Origin of the sequence: Streptomyces sp. NPDC001594, assembly GCF_042893675.1 — a bacterium.
Taxonomy (GTDB): domain Bacteria; phylum Actinomycetota; class Actinomycetes; order Streptomycetales; family Streptomycetaceae; genus Streptomyces.
Window position 1 is genome coordinate 104134 of the sequence record NZ_JBIAVB010000001.1, and the last position, 15655, is coordinate 119788.

Genomic DNA, 15655 nt, shown 5'->3' on the forward strand with positions numbered 1-15655 from the left:
AGGGACGGCTGATGCATACGATCACCGACTGGCTGGGCAGCCTTTCCGGCCCCGTGGTCTACGCCGTCGTGGCCGCCCTGGTCTTCTTCGAGGACACCCTGTTCTTCGGCTTCGTCCTGCCCGGCGAGACCGCAGTGTTCGTCGGCGGGGTCCTCGCGAGTCAGGGCAAGGTCTCCGTGTACTGGCTCGCCGTGGCCGTGGTCCTCGCCGCCATCGCCGGGGACAGCGTCGGCTACGAGATCGGCCACCGCTTCGGCCCGCGGATTCTGGAAACCCGCCCGCTCCGCCGTCACCGCGACCGCGTCGAAGCGGCCCAGGACATGATCCGCCGCCGTGGGGCCCCCGCTGTGTTCTTCGGCCGCTTCATCGCCTTCTTCCGCGCGATGATGCCCGCCCTGGCCGGTATTTCCCGCATGCCTACCGCCGGTTCCTCCTCTTCAACGCCCTCGGCGGCTTGGTCTGGGGTATCGGTTTCACGCTGCTGGGCTATTTCGCGGGCACCGCCTACACCAGGGTCGAACACCAGGTCGGTCGGGTCATCGCGGTGCTCCTCGCCGCCCTCGTGATCGCAACCCTGATCGTGTGGCACGTGCGGCGGCGCCGGCACTCCGCCAGCAAGGGTGAACACGACAACTCGGAGGACGGCAAGCCGGGTCAGGCCGGGTAGCCGACCCGCCTCTCCGCAGCCGGTGCCGGTGCCGATGCCGGTGCCGCCATTGGACACCGGCCCGCACCCGGTAGAGCACCGCGTGGTGCCTAACGGTTCGACGGCAACGGCGGCCCAAGGGTGATAAGCGGCGGCTCTTGGAACAGATCACTCGATGCCGTCACGAACACGGAGACGTTGCCGGCTGCGACTTCCACACTTGTACATCCGAGTTCGGCGGTGCCGGGAGCCGGGGTCTCCACGCCGTTCACGTTGACGACGGCGCCCGCCGGGCCGAAGGCCGAGCTGTCCAGCCCCGGGGGCTCGGCGCGGCCAGAGTTGTACAAGAAGCTCATGAGTTCGCCAGCGACCTGCGGCTGGTTGCGGATCCGGAACGACTCAGGGACGCGCCGGGCGGTGGACACGACGGCGGCCGGCTCGCTGCCTTGGTGGTAGCAGGCGCTGACCTGGTACAGGAAGCCGTCCGTGTAGTGGCGTTCCAAGAAGCACACCCAGTTGGACGGGGCGTCGGCGAGTTCCGCCAGCGGTCCGCCGAATTCCTCCTCGACCTCCGCCCATGTCGGGTCGTGCAGATCGTCCGGCTCATAGCCGCCGGGTCCCTGTTCGCGGAGCATCGCGCCTCCTCAGTCGGCGGCCGGGCCCGCCAACTCCGCTGACGAGCTTAGAAGATGAAGTACGCACATAGCACACCTCGGCGTAGTCCTGGACCGACCGCCTAGGGTGCGAGCCGGGGGGCGGGATGGCCACGGCCAGTATCTCCAGGGCGGTCCTGGCCCGGCCGCCTGGATGCCCATGCGTGCGGCGCGGTGCCTCTACTGCTGGGAGTAACGTTCCAGGGGTGACGCGGGCGGGCCAGTCGGGTGATGGACGGCGCGCAGTGCGGGGTCGGCGAAGACGGACGGCACTACAACGCTGCCTATGACCTCACGTATCCGGTACGCATCCCGCGTCGTTGCCCTGGCTTGTCTGGCCCTGCTGCCCCAGGTGGCTGTCGCGCCGGCCGTCGCGGCCCGTGCGGCGGCCATACCCGATCCGATCGTCTTCGTCCACGGCTGGAACAGTGACGGGTCGACCTGGACCACCATGGCCGACCGGTTCCGCGCCGACGGCTGGCCGGCCGACCGCCTCCACCAGTGGAGCTACCCCACCAGCCAGTCCAACGCGACGACCGCCTCGGCACTGGCCCGCGAGATCGACCGCGTCCTGGCCGCCACCGGCGCCGCCAAGGTCGACCTCGTCACGCACTCCATGGGCAGCCTGTCCTCCCGCTACTACCTCAAGAACCTGGGCGGGGACACCAAGGTCGACGGGTGGGTGTCCTTGGCGGGGCCCAACCACGGCACGGGCACCGCCTACTGGTGCGGTGGAGCGTCGTGCACGGAGATGCGGCCGGGGTCGGCGTTCCTCAACGAGCTGAACTCCGGGGACGAGACACCGGGCAGCGTCCGCTACGCCACCTGGCGCTCCTCCTGCGACGGCATCGTCAAGCCCGAAAACACCGTGGTGCTGGACGGGGCCCGGAACACCCGGACGGCAAGCTGTGTGCAGCACACCGGCTTCCCGGTCGACCCGACCGTCTACCGGGACGTCAGGGATTACATCGTGGCACGAAGCAGGTAGGGCCAGGTGGGGTTCGTCCGGTGAGGGGAAGGGCAGAGGCGGCCTTGTCGCTGCTCACGAACACGCCCGCCTGGCCAGCCGCGACAGGAGCTCTCGGTGCAGCCTGGGCCGCACGTCAGCCTCGGTCTTTGCACTCGGCCAGGCGACGTCAGCACGTCATGCCCGAGCCGAGGCCGAGCTTCTGCGGCAGTGCCCCCGCGATCCCGGTATGCAGCACGAAGATGCCCCGCCCAGGCACGGTGTGGAGGCCTTCCACAAGGGCGTTGAGGCGCTGAACCGGAAGTACGCGGGAATTACCTGCGCGGCTGCCGGGGGGCCCGGCAGCCGCCGATTGGTGCACTGCTGGCCCTGCTGCTTTGATGGAATCTGAGCGGAAGTCCCGGAAACCAGTACGGGCGATCTCCACATGACGTGCGAGCTGCCTTCGGCACCTGACTTCCAGAGGTCGGTTCAGACGGATTCCGGTGTCGCACGGGAAGGGCTCCGTCGTGACCAAGGCGATGCGGTCCATGGCCCTGTTGGTGAGTGCGGGGCTGTCCTCGGCAGTATCTCTTCGGGCGGGTCTTCCGCAGCAGCGCCGGCCGCGACACCCGGGGCCGCGACGTTCGAGCCGGGCCCTTGTCCGCCCACGCTCGAGCCCGATCCGTCTTACGACAAGGCGCGCTGCGGCAACCTCGTAGTGCCGGAGAACCGTGCCGCGGCCAACGGGCGCACCATCCGGCTCGCGGTGGCGATCGTGCCGGCTGGCCGGCGCTGACTTGTGCGGGTCTCGACGCGTTCCGCGCCCGCAGCGTCGGTGTGGCCTATGACTCCGCTGTGGCGAAGCGGGGGCACCTCGAAGCGGCGACGGCATGTCGCGGCAAGCTGGTGGGCGGCGGCGCCGACCTGGGCGCCTACAACACCGGCGAGAACGCCGCCGATGTCGCGGATCTGCGGACGGCGCTGGGCATCGGGCAGTGGAACGTCTACGGGGCTTCCTACGGCACGGATCTGGCACTGACCCTCATGCGGGAGCGCCCCCAGGGGATCCGTTCGGTGATCATCGACGGCATCGTCCCACCCGACGCGGTCACCCTCGGCGGGTTCTGGAGGAGTGCCCACGAGGGATGCGAGGCGCTGTTCCGTGCGTGTGAGGCCGAGACCGCATGCCGACATCGCTATCCCGGCCTCGAGGCCACGTTCAACAAGCTGGTGCGCAAGCTGGAGGCGAACCCCGTCGAGGTCTCGGTGAAGTTGCCCACGAGCGGCAGTCCGGTGAAGGTGGTCCTCGACGGCGGGGCACTGGTCAACTGGATCCAAAGCTCCCGCGTCGGTGCGCGTGCCCACCAGGTGTGCGATTCCGACCCTGGTGATATCGGGTGGTTTCGATGCCAAGACCGGTGCGCAATGGGGTGAGCACGCCGCCCGGACCCTGTCCAAGTCGAAGGTCATCACCATACCCGGCCTCGGACACGGAGCCGGAATCTTCTCCTCTTGCGGGCAACAGGTCGTGGCATCGTTCCTCCGCACCCCGTTGGCGCCGGGGACGAGCTGCGTGGCAGGCGTCTCGCCGAAACCCTTCAAGACGTCATGAACCCCCGCACGCGGCTGTGCGCCATGGTTCTCGTTCTGGTTTCGCTGCCGGCCGGCTTCGGCTTCGGCCCGGCCAGTGCGTACGAGCCGCCGACCACTGCTGCTCTTGACGCGGCGTTGCGGCGGTCGCTCGCGCAGACCGGCGCTCCCGGTGTGGTCGCCGCGGTCCGGACGCCCCAGTACACGTGGATCCGCGCGGTCGGGGTCGCGAACACGAACACGGGCGCCGCAATGACCGAGGCCATGCACACGCGCATCGCCAGCGTCACGAAGATCTTCACCGTCACCCTGCTGCTGCAGGCCGCCGCCGACGGTTTGCCGTCACTCGACGACCCGATCAGCCGCTACTACCCGAACATCCCGAACGGCGACAAGATCACCCTGCGCATACTCGCCAGTCACCGAAGCGGTATCGGGAACTACGAATCCAACGACCGGTGGGTCGCGCAGTGGAAAGCGGATCCCGAACGGGCCTGGACACCGGCGCAACTGGTGTCGTTCGGCATCGAGGAATCACCACTGTTCCCGCCCGGGAGCGATTTCCGCTACTCCAACACCAACACCGTGCTCATCGGCCTCGTCCTGGAACGGGTCACCGGCAAACCGCTGGAAGCTCTACCGGGAACGCATCCTGCAGCCACTCGGCCTGCGAGGGACCGCCTTCTCCGGCGCCAACCCCGCCATCCCCCCACCGCACCCCCGCGGCTACACGCTCTTCGGCCAGGCCGCCGGGGCGGCCCCCGTCGACGCCACCGACTGGAACCCCTCGGTCGCCTGGGCCGCCGGAGGGCTGACGTCGACGGCACAGGACCTGCTCGCGTTCGGGCAGGCCATGGGCACCGGCAAGCGCCTGCTGCCACCCGCACAGCAGGCCCAGCGACTCGACTCGCTGCTGCCCGAACCCGGAAGGCCGGAAGCCCGCTACGGCCTCGGGCTCATGGGGCTCCGCGACTGGATCGGGCACACCGGTGAGATCCCCGGCTTCACGGCGACGCCCTTCTACCACCCCGGGCTGCACGCCACCGTGGTCGTCCTGGTCAACAGCGACATCGCGTCCGGAGCGTGCCCGCCGCAGGTACCCACCTCGGCCGGCAACCGCCGCGACCGCCCGTGCGAGGCACCGGCGAACCTGATCAACGCCGCGCTCGCCGACGCCCTGGGCGAACCCGTCCCACCCGCGCCGGCGGCATGAGAACGCACAGTGAGGAGAACGGTGCAGGGCGAGGAGGGTGGTCACGTACCGTGTCGGTGGTGTCACCCGCCACAATGGTTCTGCGGTAGCCTCGTCGCGGCCTGCCGGCTGCTTGCCGCGCGGCCCCGGCCCCACCCGCGTGACACCTGTCCCGGGCCCCGCGGACCAGCGTGCGCCCGGTTGGTGGTGCCGCGGCGCGACCGAGTCCCGTCAGGAGAGGTGGTGGAGGTACGTGGACGTGCTGGTGGAGGAGGCCGTCGACGGGTCGTGCCCTCTGCTCTGGCGGGCCGGTGACGCCTGGCTCGCGGGCGGCACCACGCTGTTCGCCGAGCCGCGGCCCGGTCTGCGGCGGCTGCGTGACCTCGCGGGATTCGGCTGGCCGGCGTTGACGGTGGCCGAAGACGGGATCGAGGTGGCCGCCACCTGTACCGTCGCCGAGCTGCTGGCCTTCGCCGAGACGCCGGACGGCCCGTGGCCGAGTGGGCGCGCGCTGATCGCGCACTGCTGCCGGGCGTTCTCGTCCTCCTTCAAGGTGTGGAACACCGCGACGGTGGGCGGGAACCTGTGCACCGCGCTGCCGGCCGGTCCCATGATCTCCCTGATGGTGGCGCTGCGCGCGACGCTGCGACTGATGGGCCTCGACGGGCGCGAACGCGAGGTGGCCGCGCGGCGGTTCGTCACCGGCGCCGGCAGGACGGTGCTGCTCCCCGGTGAGCTGCTGCGCTCGGCCCTGCTGCCCGCCGCCGCACTGAGGGAGCCCCATACGGTGCGCAGGGTGAGCACCCATCCGTGGGGCCGGTCCGTCGCCCTGGTGACCGGCTCCCGCGACCCGGTGAGCGGGGCCTGCACCGTCACCGTCACCGCCGCCACCGCACGTCCGGTGTCCGTCTCCTTCAGCCGTGTCCCGGCCGCGCCGCAGCTGCGGCGCGTCCTGCTGGACTCCCTGACCCCGGACGTCCTGTTCGAGGATCCGCACGGGCGGGCGGACTGGCGCCGGCACCTGGCGCTGGTGCTCGCGGAAGAGGTACGTACGGAACTGACGGAGCGGCGATAGCCCATGACCTTCCGCGTACGCGTCGACGGGCGCGAGCACCACGAGCCGCCGCGGCCGGGGCAGTGCCTGCGCACGTACCTGCGCGAGCAGGGGTGCACCGGGGTGAAGAAGGGCTGCGACACGGGCGACTGCGGCGCCTGCACGGTGCATGTGGACGGGCTGGCCGTGCACAGCTGTCTGTATCCGGCCCACCGCGCGGACGGACGCGCCGTCACGACGGTGGAAGGGCTGGGCGGCGCGGACGGAACGCATCCGGTGCAGGAGGCGTTCGTACGGGCAGCGGCGTTCCAGTGCGGGTACTGCACGCCCGGGTTCGTCATGACCGCCGCGGCCCTGACGCCCGGGCAACTCGCCGATCTGCCGCAGGCGCTGAAGGGCAACCTGTGCCGGTGCACCGGTTACCGGCCGATCGGGGAGGCGGTGCGGTCGGCCCACGGCGCTCGCGGGGAAGCGGTGGGACGGGCCGACGAAGCGGCGGATCCGGTCGCGTGGGCCCTCGTTGCGGGCAGGGAGCCCTTCACTCTCGATCACCCGGAACCGGACGGCCTGTTGCACCTCGCGCTGGTGCGCTCCCCGCACCGGCACGCCCGGGTCCTGGATGTCGACGCCACCGCTGCGCTGGCCCTGCCGGGCGTGCATGCCGTCCTCACCCACCGGGAGGCGCCCCGCGTCCGCTTTTCGACAGCCCTGCACGAGAACACCGGCGACGACCCCGCCGACCAGCGGGTCCTGGACGACGTCGTACGTCACGTCGGACAAAGGGTCGCCGTCGTCGTCGCCGACTCCCCCGCCCTCGCGGCGCGGGCAGCGGAGCTGGTGCACGTCAGGTACCAGGTGCTTCCCGCGGTCACCGCACCGGAACCGGCGCTCCTCGCGGACGCGGTCCGCGTGCACGAGGACGGCAACCTGGCCGGAGAGGTCCACCAGACGGTCGGGGACACCGCGAGGGGCCTGACCGAGGCGGACATCGTCCACACGGCCGTCTTCCGCACGCAGCGGGTCCGGCACACCGCCCTGGAGTGCCACGCCGGCCGGGCCTGGTTCGACCCGGACGGCCGGCTCCGCCTCCACTGCGCGACCCAGGCCCCGCACCTGGTCCGGCGGCGCCTGTGCGAGGTGTTCGGGCTGGACCCGGACCGCTTCCGCGTCAGTGCCGGACGGCTGGGCGGGTCCTTCGGCCGCGGGCAGGACCTGCAGACCGAGGACGTCGTCGTGCTCGCCGCGCTGCACACGGGCCGCCCCGTGCAACTGGAGCACACGCGCACCGACGAACTGACCGCCACCACCACCCGGCACCCCTTCCACGTCGAGGTCACGATCGGCGCACGCCGGGACGGGACCCTCACTGCGTTGAAGCTGCGGGTCGTCGCCGACACCGGCGCCTACGGCAACCAGGGCCCCTCGGTCCTCGAAGTGGCCTGCACCGAAGCCGTGGCGCTGTACCGCTGCGCGAACGTCACCGTCGAGGGGTACTGCGTACGCACCCACAACGTGCCCGCGGGTGCGTTCCGTGGGTATGGCGGGGGTCAGCTCGCCTTCGCCGTCGAGTCCGCCCTCGACGACGTCGCCCGCCGCCTGTCGCTCGACCCGCTGACCCTGCGCGAGCGGGCCTACCTGCGTCCTGGTGAGAGGGCCCCGTTCCCCGGCGCGGGCGGACGGCACCCGGTCATGGACGGCGGTCTCGCCGCGTGCCTGGACCTCCTCGGCCGGGCCAGGGCACGACGTCCGCAATCCGATGCCCCGCGCGATGGACGATGGCTGGTCGGTGACGGCATGGCCGTGGCCACCCGGCACACCGTTCCGGCCGACGGGCACATCGCCCGAGCGGCCGTCACCCTCCGCCCCGACGGCCACTACGACCTGGCCACCGGCCTCCCGGACTTCGGCAGCGGAGCCGGGTCCGCCCTGCGCGGTATCGCCGCCCGGGCGCTCGGTGCGCCGGCCGGCCACGTCCACCTGACCGCCGCCGACACCGGCCTCCTCGACCACCACAGCGGGGCGTTCGGCTCCACCGGCGTCATCCTCACCGGCCGGGCCGTCGAGCGCGCCTGCCGCACCCTCGCCGAACGCCTCGGGGCGCTGGCCGCCGCCCTGCCGGGGGCGGACCGCGATGCCCTTCCCGCCTCGCGACAAAACGACGCCGAAGGCGCCCCCTACGCCGGGTCCCCGCTCGCGGTCCCGCTCACCACCCTGTACGCCCACGCCCTCACCACCGGGACACCGGTCCGCGCCGAGGCGACCGCCCTCGCGGACGACACCACGCCCGCGATGGCGTTCTGCGCGCAGTGGTTCCGCGTCGTGGTCGACCGCGTGACCGGCCTGGTCCGCATCCTCGACAGCGTGCACGTCGCCGACGCCGGCGCTGTGCTCGACCCCGGCCGGTGCCGGGCGCAGATCGAAGGCGCCGTCGTCCAGGGGGTCGGCACCACGCTCCGGGAGGACGTGCCGACGGACCCCGCCGGCCATCTCACCGCCACCGACCTGCGGACCTACCTCATCCCCCACTTCGGCGAAGTACCGACGACCGAGGTCCACCTCGCCGCGCCCCCCGAACCGGAGGGGGCCGTACCCAAGCCGATGAGCGAACTCCCCTTCAACCCGGTCGCCCCCGCCCTCGCCAACGCCGTACGCGACGCCACCGGAATCCGCTTCACCACCCTCCCCCTCCGCCCCGACACCCTCTGGGCGGCCCTGGAAGCCGCCGGCGGCGCGGAACCGGGGCATCCGGCGAGCGGGGCGTGAAGGGCGGCGGGGGAAGCGGGCAGCCTCTCTCGACCTGATCCTGGCGCGTTGCCGATCGAGACGGGGACTGGTCAGCCGCAGCCGCAGCCACCGCAGCCGCCCCCACAGCCGCCACCGCACCCTCCGCCACCGCAGCCTCCGCCGCCGCAGCCGCTGGAGCCACTGGAGCTGCCAGCCGCGGTCGTGCCGGCGGTGCCCGTGGCCGTGGCCTTCGTCCGCTTCCCGGGGCGGGTGGTTCGCCTGCGCGCCGCCGCCTCCCGATCCCGCTCCCGCCGGTGCGCCTCCTCGCGTTCGCGCCGGCCCCTGGTGCTCTCGCGGTAGGAGACGCCGGCCGGGCTCCAGGGGCCGAGCCGGTGCCGGCGGCGGGGCAGCAGCCGGACGGCCGCGACCTGGGAGGAGAGGGAGGTTCCGAAACTGTCGTACACGGCGTACTCCAGGACGACCTCGGCGCCCTCGCGCGGCACTCCGTACAGCACCGCTTCGAAGGGCTCGGCGCGGGCGTCGACGTCGTGCAGCCCGTCCTGGGGCAGGGCCGCCGGCCCCCTGACCAGCAGGCGTCCCCAGTCGAGGGTGTCCCCGTGGACCGGGCGGTAGCAGATCAGGGGCCGGGCCGTCGTCCCGTCGGCGTCCGGCAGCAGCCAGAAGTGCCCGGAGGGGGAGATCCGTACGCCGACGACCAGTGCGGGCTGGTCATCGGCGTACAGCCGCCGCACGCCCAGGTCGGCGCTCCATCCCCAGCCCAGGACGGTCGTCCCGAGCACGAGCAGGACCAGGGCGACGCCCTGCTGGCCGGCGGCGTCGTACGGGGCACCGTCGGGCGAGCCGAGGTCCGCGACGAGACCGTCCACGAGGATGCCGGCGGCGGCGAGGCAGGCCAGCGCGCCGCACACGATCCGGGCATTGCCGCGCCGGTCGTGTCCGCGTGGAAGCGTTTCCGGCAGCGGGTAGCGGGCCGCTCCGGCGGCTGCCAGGGCCAGCCGCTCCTGCCGGCGCCGGGCCACCAGGCGCAGCAGCGCCCCGGCCAGCGCCCACAGGGAGAGCACGCATACGGGCACGGCGGCCGGTCCGTCCCAGCCGACGGCGGATTCCCCCACGACTACGGCGGCGGCCACCGCGGCCGCGGCCGGCAGGAGCCGGTACCACAGGGGCAGCGCCGCCAGCAGGACCACCGCGGGGTAGTCCCGCCACGCCGTACCGACCGGCTGGGCCGGCCCCTCGTCGCGAAGACCGAGTACGAACGCGGCGATCACCAGGACACCGAGGAGCCAACTCCCGGCATCGGGAGCGAAGATGAGGGGTACGCGGGCCTTGCGCCAGCGCTCGACCCCCTCAACACCCCAAGAACGCACGTTACTTGCCGGGGCCGCCCCAGCGGGAAGGTGCTTGGCATAGGCAATCACAGCCCCAGTATGCGAGCCCGGCCCGCACCGGGGAACCGCCTTTCGCCGCCCGTCCGGCCCCCTCGGCCGTCCGGGCGAGGAGCATGCGGGCCGCTGACGGGTGAGGGTCTTGCGAACGGCGGCGCCGCCGACAGTGTCGAATAGCTCGCAGGAGACCGCCGATGACCACCACGATGTCGAACCGGTCGGCCCGCTTCCCGATCGACGAGTCGCGCGCCCGGTTCCGCGACCTGATCGCCATCGAGTGGATCAAGCTGTGGTCCCGTCCCTGCGCTCTACTGCCTGGGCCTTCGCCGCCATCGCGCTCGCCGTCATCGTCTTCAACGCGAACCACCAGCTTCGCCGGGATGAGCGTGGTCCTGGTGATCGGCGCCATCGGCACGCTGACCGTCACCGGCGGGTACAGCACCGGGAAGATCCGCACGACCTTCACCGCCGTGCCGGCCCGCCGCTAGGTCATGGCGGCCAAGGTGGCTGTCGTGTCGGTGGTCGCCGCCGGGTTCGGGGCGCTCGTTGCCGGGGCCTCGTTCCTCGTCACCCAGGCAATCCTGGCGGGGCGCGGTGCCGGCATGACGGCGCCACGCTCAACCACTACGCCTGCTTGTCCACGCGCTCACCGCGACCACCGTGCACCACCGCGACCAGTGAGGGGCGTCCAGCCCCACCGGCCCCTACTGCGGCAGAGGGCAGGGCCACCGGTTCAGGACCGCCGGTGTGCCTGCGGCAGACCGGCTCGGGTGTCGCGCACAGCGGCGACGGCGTTCCTTCGAATCCGCAGGTCGGATCGAAGTCCATCAACGAGCTCCAAGCCGCGGGCATGCCACTGACCCGCCCCCACGAGCGGGGGGCGGGCCAACGGCAGGCGTTCCGACGGTTACCAGCGGTACCAGCGGCCGCTACTGCCCCTCGGGCGGGCGACGAAGCCGACCAGCCAGAGCACCAGGACCGCGATCGCGACCCACCACAGGACCTTCACTGCGAACCCAGCCCCGAACAGGACCAGCGCCAGCAGCAGAACAAGAAGCAGGGGAACCATGGTTATCAACCTCCGAAACCGCTGGTGCCCTGCTCACTATCGATCATGCGCCCGACCTACCCGTGTTTCTTCTCCACCCAGAGCGGTCATACGACGCGCCCACTCCCCGCCGGCACCAACCAGCGCCGCCAAGTCACCCATTCACAGCTGGCATGATCGGCAACCATGGAGCAATGGTTTGTTCAAACAGGTCATGGCGTGCGGTTCGATTGGGGCCCTGCTGGTGCATCCGTCCTCGCCGAGGAGGTCGCATGCCTTGTCGTCGTGGACGTGTTGTCGTTCACCACATCGGTCACGGTCGCGGTCGAGGCCGGAGTGAGGGTTTTCCCCTATCGCTGGCGCGATGAGACCGCTGCGGTGTTTGCGGACCGGATGAACGCCAGTCTGGCGGTGGGACGGAGCGCGGCCACGGAGGCGTCACCCTGGTCGCTGTCGCCCGCCGCGTTGCGGCGTTCGCCCTTCACCCCGCGTCTGGTACTTCCCTCACCGAACGGATCCACCATCGCCGCGACTGCGGGAGACCGCGTCGTCGTCGCGGGATCTCTGCGGAACGCAACTGCCGTGGGGCAGTGGGTTGCGGGACAGGGCTTCGGGACGGTCGAGCGGCCCGTTGCCGTCATCGCCTCGGGCGAGCGCTGGCCTGACGGCAGTACGAGGCCAGCGCTTGAGGATCTTCTCGGTGCAGGTGCTGTGATCGCCGCACTGCGTGACAGCGGCATAGACCGGCTTTCACCGGAGGCTGCGATGGCGGCTGCCGCCTTCGAGGGCACCGAGGATGTCGGTCACGCTGTCACGGCCTGCGCATCCGGGCGGGAGCTTGTGGGCTTGGGTTACGCCGACGACGTCGCCATCGCGACGGAACTCAACGCTTGCAAGGTGATCCCCGTTCTCACTGACGGAGCGTTTGCGGCCGAAGGGGAATTCTGTCCGGTTGGGGGTGTTTGGTAACAGCCATCCATGTGGGTGCCAGGATCCGCTTGTGGAAGGCGATGTACGTGGTCGGGCGGTGCCGCAATGGCAAGTAGGTTTCCGGCGGATCGGGAGGAGCAGACAAACACCCAGACGGATGTGACAACCTGCCGTCATGCCAACAGAGCTGCGAGAATACGCAGGCCGCCACTACGCCATCCTGTTCCACTACGCCCTTCCCTGACGATGCCTGGACCGTGGAGCTGAGCGAGGCTGTTCCTGCGCCGACGGCGTGGAGCGAGATTCCGAACTCCGCGGCCCACCTGCCCGGAGCCGCTTTCCTGGTGGCCCTCATTCCCGATGAGGATCCGAGCGGCAGGTGGAACACTGCCGGGCCGCTATGGCCGAAGGAACTCCCGACTCAGGGGAATGATCAGGCGAGCAGCTGGTGTGATCACGGTGTCCGAGCCGTCCTGGGCAGCTCCGTTCACCGGGCTGAGTCCGCGGTCCTTCGGGAATCGCTGACTGTGCTGCGGCGCCGGCGTGCGGGCGGGGTCCGCCCACACCAGCGCAGACCCCAGAAGAAGCGGCTGTGGCTCCGTGAGCGGCCGCATTCCGCGGTTGTGGGCGCGCTGAAACCAACAGAGCGCCGTCAGGCTCCGACCCGTCGTCCGTCTCGTCTTGCGGAGACGATCACGGCGGAAACGACGGCGGTCACGACGAGGCTCCCCATCATGACCAATCCGACACCGACCATATAGAGGCCGCTGGAGTCATCCGACCAGTCGCAATAGGCAGCAACGGTGAGGCCGACAGTGGTGCCGAGCACAGCGCCTGCGACGTAGCGCCGCGACGCCGCCCAGTACACCGGTGCCAGCAGACTCAGCACCAGCCCGATCACCTGCCACGCCTCGTAAGGGCCGGTCACCGAACCATCAGGTTGCACGTCACGGTGCTGGTCCCAGCCCAGCCAGACAGCCCACACCGCTACCGCCACCACAGCCTGCACGGGGATCGCCAACACCTGGGGGCCGAGTTTCCGAAGTCGTAGTCGCATGGCTCAACCGTTCCGGCTCACCCTGTCACCGAACAGAGTTCACGTACTCACCTCTGCTTGAGTACCGTCGTGGACACCCTCGTACTCATCTCCACCGCCACCCCATGGAATTGATCACCTAAGGTGCTGCTTCTCCGCCCCCGCGAACGGACGGTGATCAGTGACGCCGTTCCTGCGCGGCTGGTGGCAGCGCTCTCACCACCAGCCGCGTGGGAGCGATGGAGGACCGGGACCGAGGTCAGGCAGAGGCTCCGCCGTCGATGACCAGGTCGCTGCCGACCACAGAACCGGCATCGGGCGAGGCCAGATACAGCACGGCTGCCGCGACCTCCTCGGTGGAGGAGACCCGCCCGAGCGGCAACGCGCCCTTCATCCGGACGGCGCGGTCGGCGTCGGTCTCGCCCGGCCACAGCGACATGGTGGTGGCGGCCGGACCGGGGCTGACAGCGTTGATGCGGATGCCGTCGGCGATGTGGTCCAGGGCGGCGGCCCGGGTCAGGGCGGAGACGGCCGCCTTGGTGGCGATGTAGCCGGCCACGCCCGGGATGCGGCTGTGCGCGCCGAGGTTGGAGGAGATGTTGACGATCGCGCCCCCGGCGGCCTGACGGCGCATCTGGGCGACTTGGGCCTGGAGGCCGAGGAGAACACCGGTGACGTTGGTGTCGAGCAGGGTGCGCCAGTCCTCCTCGGGGAGGTCGGCTATGGGCGCGCCGCCCCGGAAGACGCCCGCGTTGTTGACGGCGACATCAAGGCTGCCGAAGTGTTCGACGGTGCGGCGGACCAGGGCCCTGGCGTCGTCGGAGCGGCTCACGTCCGCGGTGACGGCGGCGGCCGTACCACCCTCCTTCTCGATCAGGGCTACCGTCTCCTCGAGCGAGTCGGCAGTACGTCCGGCCGCGACGACCGAGGCCCCTTCGGCTGCGAAGGCGAGCGCGATGGCCCGGCCGATGCCGGAACCTGCGCCGGTGACGAGGACGGTCTTACCAGTGAAGCGTGCGGTCATGGCGATGACTCCCTTGGTCGGTAATCGGTTATTCGGAGCGGGTGTTGAGGAAGGCGGCGGCGAAGAAGGCGAGTGCCGTCGCGGCGAGTGAGGTGGTGTCGGAGCCGGCGGTGAGCAGGGCGGCGAGGACGACGGTGGGGCCGAGTTCCATCGCGGTGTTCATGACGCCGCCCGCGAGGCCGGTCTGCTGCGGCTCCACCCCGTCCGTCGCGAGGACAGCCGCCCCCGCGAAGCCGGCGGCTGCGCCGGCGGGCAACAGGAGCAGGCCGGGGAGGAGCCCGTACGCGTACGGGTCGTTTGGTGCCAGGCCGGTGATCGCGAGCAGCGCGAGGCCCGTCGCGGCTACCGCGAGCCCGCAGGTGGTGACGGCCTGCGCCCCGTACCTGGTGATGAGGGGGCCTGCCGTGCGGCCGGAGATGAGCAGGGCCACCGCGAAGGGCACGAAGGCAGCGGAGGTCTGCAGTGCCGACCAGCCGCGGTCCTGCTGAAGATGGAGGGAGAGCAGGACGAACGTCGTGGCCGTTCCGGCGGCGGTGAGAGCGATGGCGGCGAGCGCGACGGCCCGGCGGCGGTCGCGGAGGAATTCGAGGGGGAGGAGCGGGTCGTGGGCGCGGCGCTCGGCGATGAGGAATCCCAGGAGGAGCGCGATCCCGGTGAGCAAGGGGGTCAGGACGGCTGCTGATCCCCAGGGGTGGGCGTCGGTGAGGACGAGCCCGTAGCCTGCCAGGGTGATCGCGGTGGTGGCGAGCAGCGCACCCGGCAGGTCCAGGGAGCGGCCGGCGCCGACAGGGGTGTCGGGCAGCAGCCGCGGGGCGAGGGTGAGGGCGACGGTGGCCACCGCCACCGGGACGCCCAAGGCCAGCCGCCAGGACACGAGCGCCGAGATGACCCCGGAGAGCAGGTTCCCGGCGGTCGCACCGAGTACCGAGAGGCCGCCCCAGGTGGCCATGGCCCGTCCGTATGCGGCAGGTTGGGGGAAGACCGTGCGCAGTACGGCCATGGCGGCGGGTGCGGTGAGCGCGGCGCCGGCCCCTTGCGCGAAGCGGGCGGCGAGCAGGGTCTGCGGCCCCGGGGCGAGCAGGGCGGCGACGGACGCCGTGGTGAACACGAGCAGCCCCGCGGTGAGGGCGCGACGCCCGCCGAACCGGTCGGCGACGCGGCCGCCGAAGAGCAGCAGGCCGGAGAAGGTCAGCCCGTAGGCGGCGCTGAGGAGAATCAAGTCGTCCCGCTCGAGCGAGAATTCGCGGCCGATCCGGGGCAGTGGCACGACGAGCGAGGTGAGCGTGAAGATCAGCGACATCTGTACGGTGCCGAGCAGCGCGAAGGCAGGGCCGGGCGCAGGCCCGGACGGATTTCCGGGCGAGGTGGTTAAGGTCGTGGTGTTCCAGCTATGCATGCCGGAC

At 71.2% G+C, this 15655-nt stretch carries 14 protein-coding genes and 2 pseudogenes; 10 read left to right on the top strand and 6 right to left on the bottom strand.

Annotated features, from left to right (window positions below; genetic code table 11):
• Positions 1-11: 11 nt before the first annotated feature.
• The gene (locus ACFY0O_RS00545) at positions 12-566 is read left to right on the top strand and encodes a DedA family protein (RefSeq protein ID WP_388940890.1); all 555 of its coding nucleotides are present in this window, start codon (positions 12-14) and stop codon (positions 564-566) included.
• Between the two features lie 190 nt (positions 567-756).
• Here the strand turns inward: ACFY0O_RS00545 and ACFY0O_RS00550 are convergent, their stop codons facing one another.
• Positions 757-1281 carry a hypothetical protein gene (locus ACFY0O_RS00550; RefSeq protein WP_388940893.1) on the bottom strand — a complete coding sequence of 175 codons (525 nt, stop codon included), beginning with the start codon at positions 1279-1281 and terminating at the stop codon, positions 757-759.
• A 370-nt stretch (positions 1282-1651) separates the two neighbouring features.
• Between ACFY0O_RS00550 and ACFY0O_RS00555 the strand changes: the two genes are divergently transcribed.
• From ACFY0O_RS00555 to ACFY0O_RS00580, 6 genes and pseudogenes are all read left to right on the top strand, one after another.
• On the top strand, positions 1652-2287 hold the full coding sequence (locus ACFY0O_RS00555) for an esterase/lipase family protein (RefSeq protein ID WP_388940895.1): 636 nt from the start codon (positions 1652-1654) through the stop codon (positions 2285-2287).
• Between the two features lie 798 nt (positions 2288-3085).
• Positions 3086-3682: an alpha/beta fold hydrolase gene (locus ACFY0O_RS00560; protein WP_388940898.1), complete on the top strand. Its 597-nt coding sequence runs from the start codon at positions 3086-3088 to the stop codon at positions 3680-3682.
• Positions 3606-3860: an alpha/beta hydrolase gene (locus tag ACFY0O_RS00565; protein WP_388942201.1), complete on the top strand. Its 255-nt coding sequence runs from the start codon at positions 3606-3608 to the stop codon at positions 3858-3860. The genes ACFY0O_RS00560 and ACFY0O_RS00565 overlap by 77 nt, the downstream gene beginning before the upstream one ends.
• A 23-nt stretch (positions 3861-3883) precedes the next feature.
• A pseudogene (locus ACFY0O_RS00570) lies at positions 3884-5051 on the top strand (serine hydrolase domain-containing protein).
• Positions 5052-5283: 232 nt separating this feature from the next.
• Positions 5284-6105, top strand: coding sequence for an FAD binding domain-containing protein (locus ACFY0O_RS00575; protein ID WP_388940901.1), 822 nt, complete (start codon positions 5284-5286; stop codon positions 6103-6105).
• A gap of 3 nt (positions 6106-6108) precedes the next feature.
• Entirely contained in the window at positions 6109-8847 is a 2739-nt protein-coding gene (locus ACFY0O_RS00580; protein WP_388940903.1) for a molybdopterin-dependent oxidoreductase, read from the top strand.
• A 71-nt stretch (positions 8848-8918) separates the two neighbouring features.
• On the opposite strand, the gene ACFY0O_RS00585 is transcribed toward ACFY0O_RS00580, so the two are convergent.
• Complete coding sequence (locus tag ACFY0O_RS00585; protein ID WP_388940906.1) at positions 8919-10196, bottom strand: hypothetical protein; 1278 nt, start codon at positions 10194-10196, stop codon at positions 8919-8921.
• 212 nt (positions 10197-10408) lie between these two features.
• On the opposite strand from ACFY0O_RS00585, the gene ACFY0O_RS00590 reads away from it, so the two are divergent.
• On the top strand, positions 10409-10702 hold the full coding sequence (locus ACFY0O_RS00590) for a hypothetical protein (RefSeq protein WP_388940908.1): 294 nt from the start codon (positions 10409-10411) through the stop codon (positions 10700-10702).
• Between the two features lie 419 nt (positions 10703-11121).
• On the opposite strand, the gene ACFY0O_RS00595 is transcribed toward ACFY0O_RS00590, so the two are convergent.
• Positions 11122-11283, bottom strand: coding sequence for a hydrophobic protein (locus ACFY0O_RS00595; RefSeq protein ID WP_388940911.1), 162 nt, complete (start codon positions 11281-11283; stop codon positions 11122-11124).
• Positions 11284-11448: 165 nt separating this feature from the next.
• On the opposite strand from ACFY0O_RS00595, the gene ACFY0O_RS00600 reads away from it, so the two are divergent.
• Positions 11449-12231 carry a 2-phosphosulfolactate phosphatase gene (locus ACFY0O_RS00600; RefSeq protein WP_388940914.1) on the top strand — a complete coding sequence of 261 codons (783 nt, stop codon included), beginning with the start codon at positions 11449-11451 and terminating at the stop codon, positions 12229-12231.
• Between the two features lie 390 nt (positions 12232-12621).
• A pseudogene (locus ACFY0O_RS00605) lies at positions 12622-12752 on the top strand (IS5/IS1182 family transposase); the annotation flags it as partial.
• A 92-nt stretch (positions 12753-12844) separates the two neighbouring features.
• On the opposite strand, the gene ACFY0O_RS00610 reads toward ACFY0O_RS00605, so the two are convergent.
• From ACFY0O_RS00610 to ACFY0O_RS00620, 3 genes are all read right to left on the bottom strand, one after another.
• Positions 12845-13249, bottom strand: coding sequence for a hypothetical protein (locus tag ACFY0O_RS00610; protein WP_388940916.1), 405 nt, complete (start codon positions 13247-13249; stop codon positions 12845-12847).
• A gap of 238 nt (positions 13250-13487) precedes the next feature.
• A complete protein-coding gene (locus tag ACFY0O_RS00615; RefSeq protein ID WP_388940917.1) occupies positions 13488-14252 on the bottom strand; it encodes an SDR family NAD(P)-dependent oxidoreductase in 765 nt (254 codons plus the stop codon).
• A 28-nt stretch (positions 14253-14280) separates the two neighbouring features.
• Entirely contained in the window at positions 14281-15648 is a 1368-nt protein-coding gene (locus ACFY0O_RS00620; protein ID WP_388940918.1) for an MFS transporter, read from the bottom strand.
• Positions 15649-15655 lie beyond the last annotated feature (7 nt).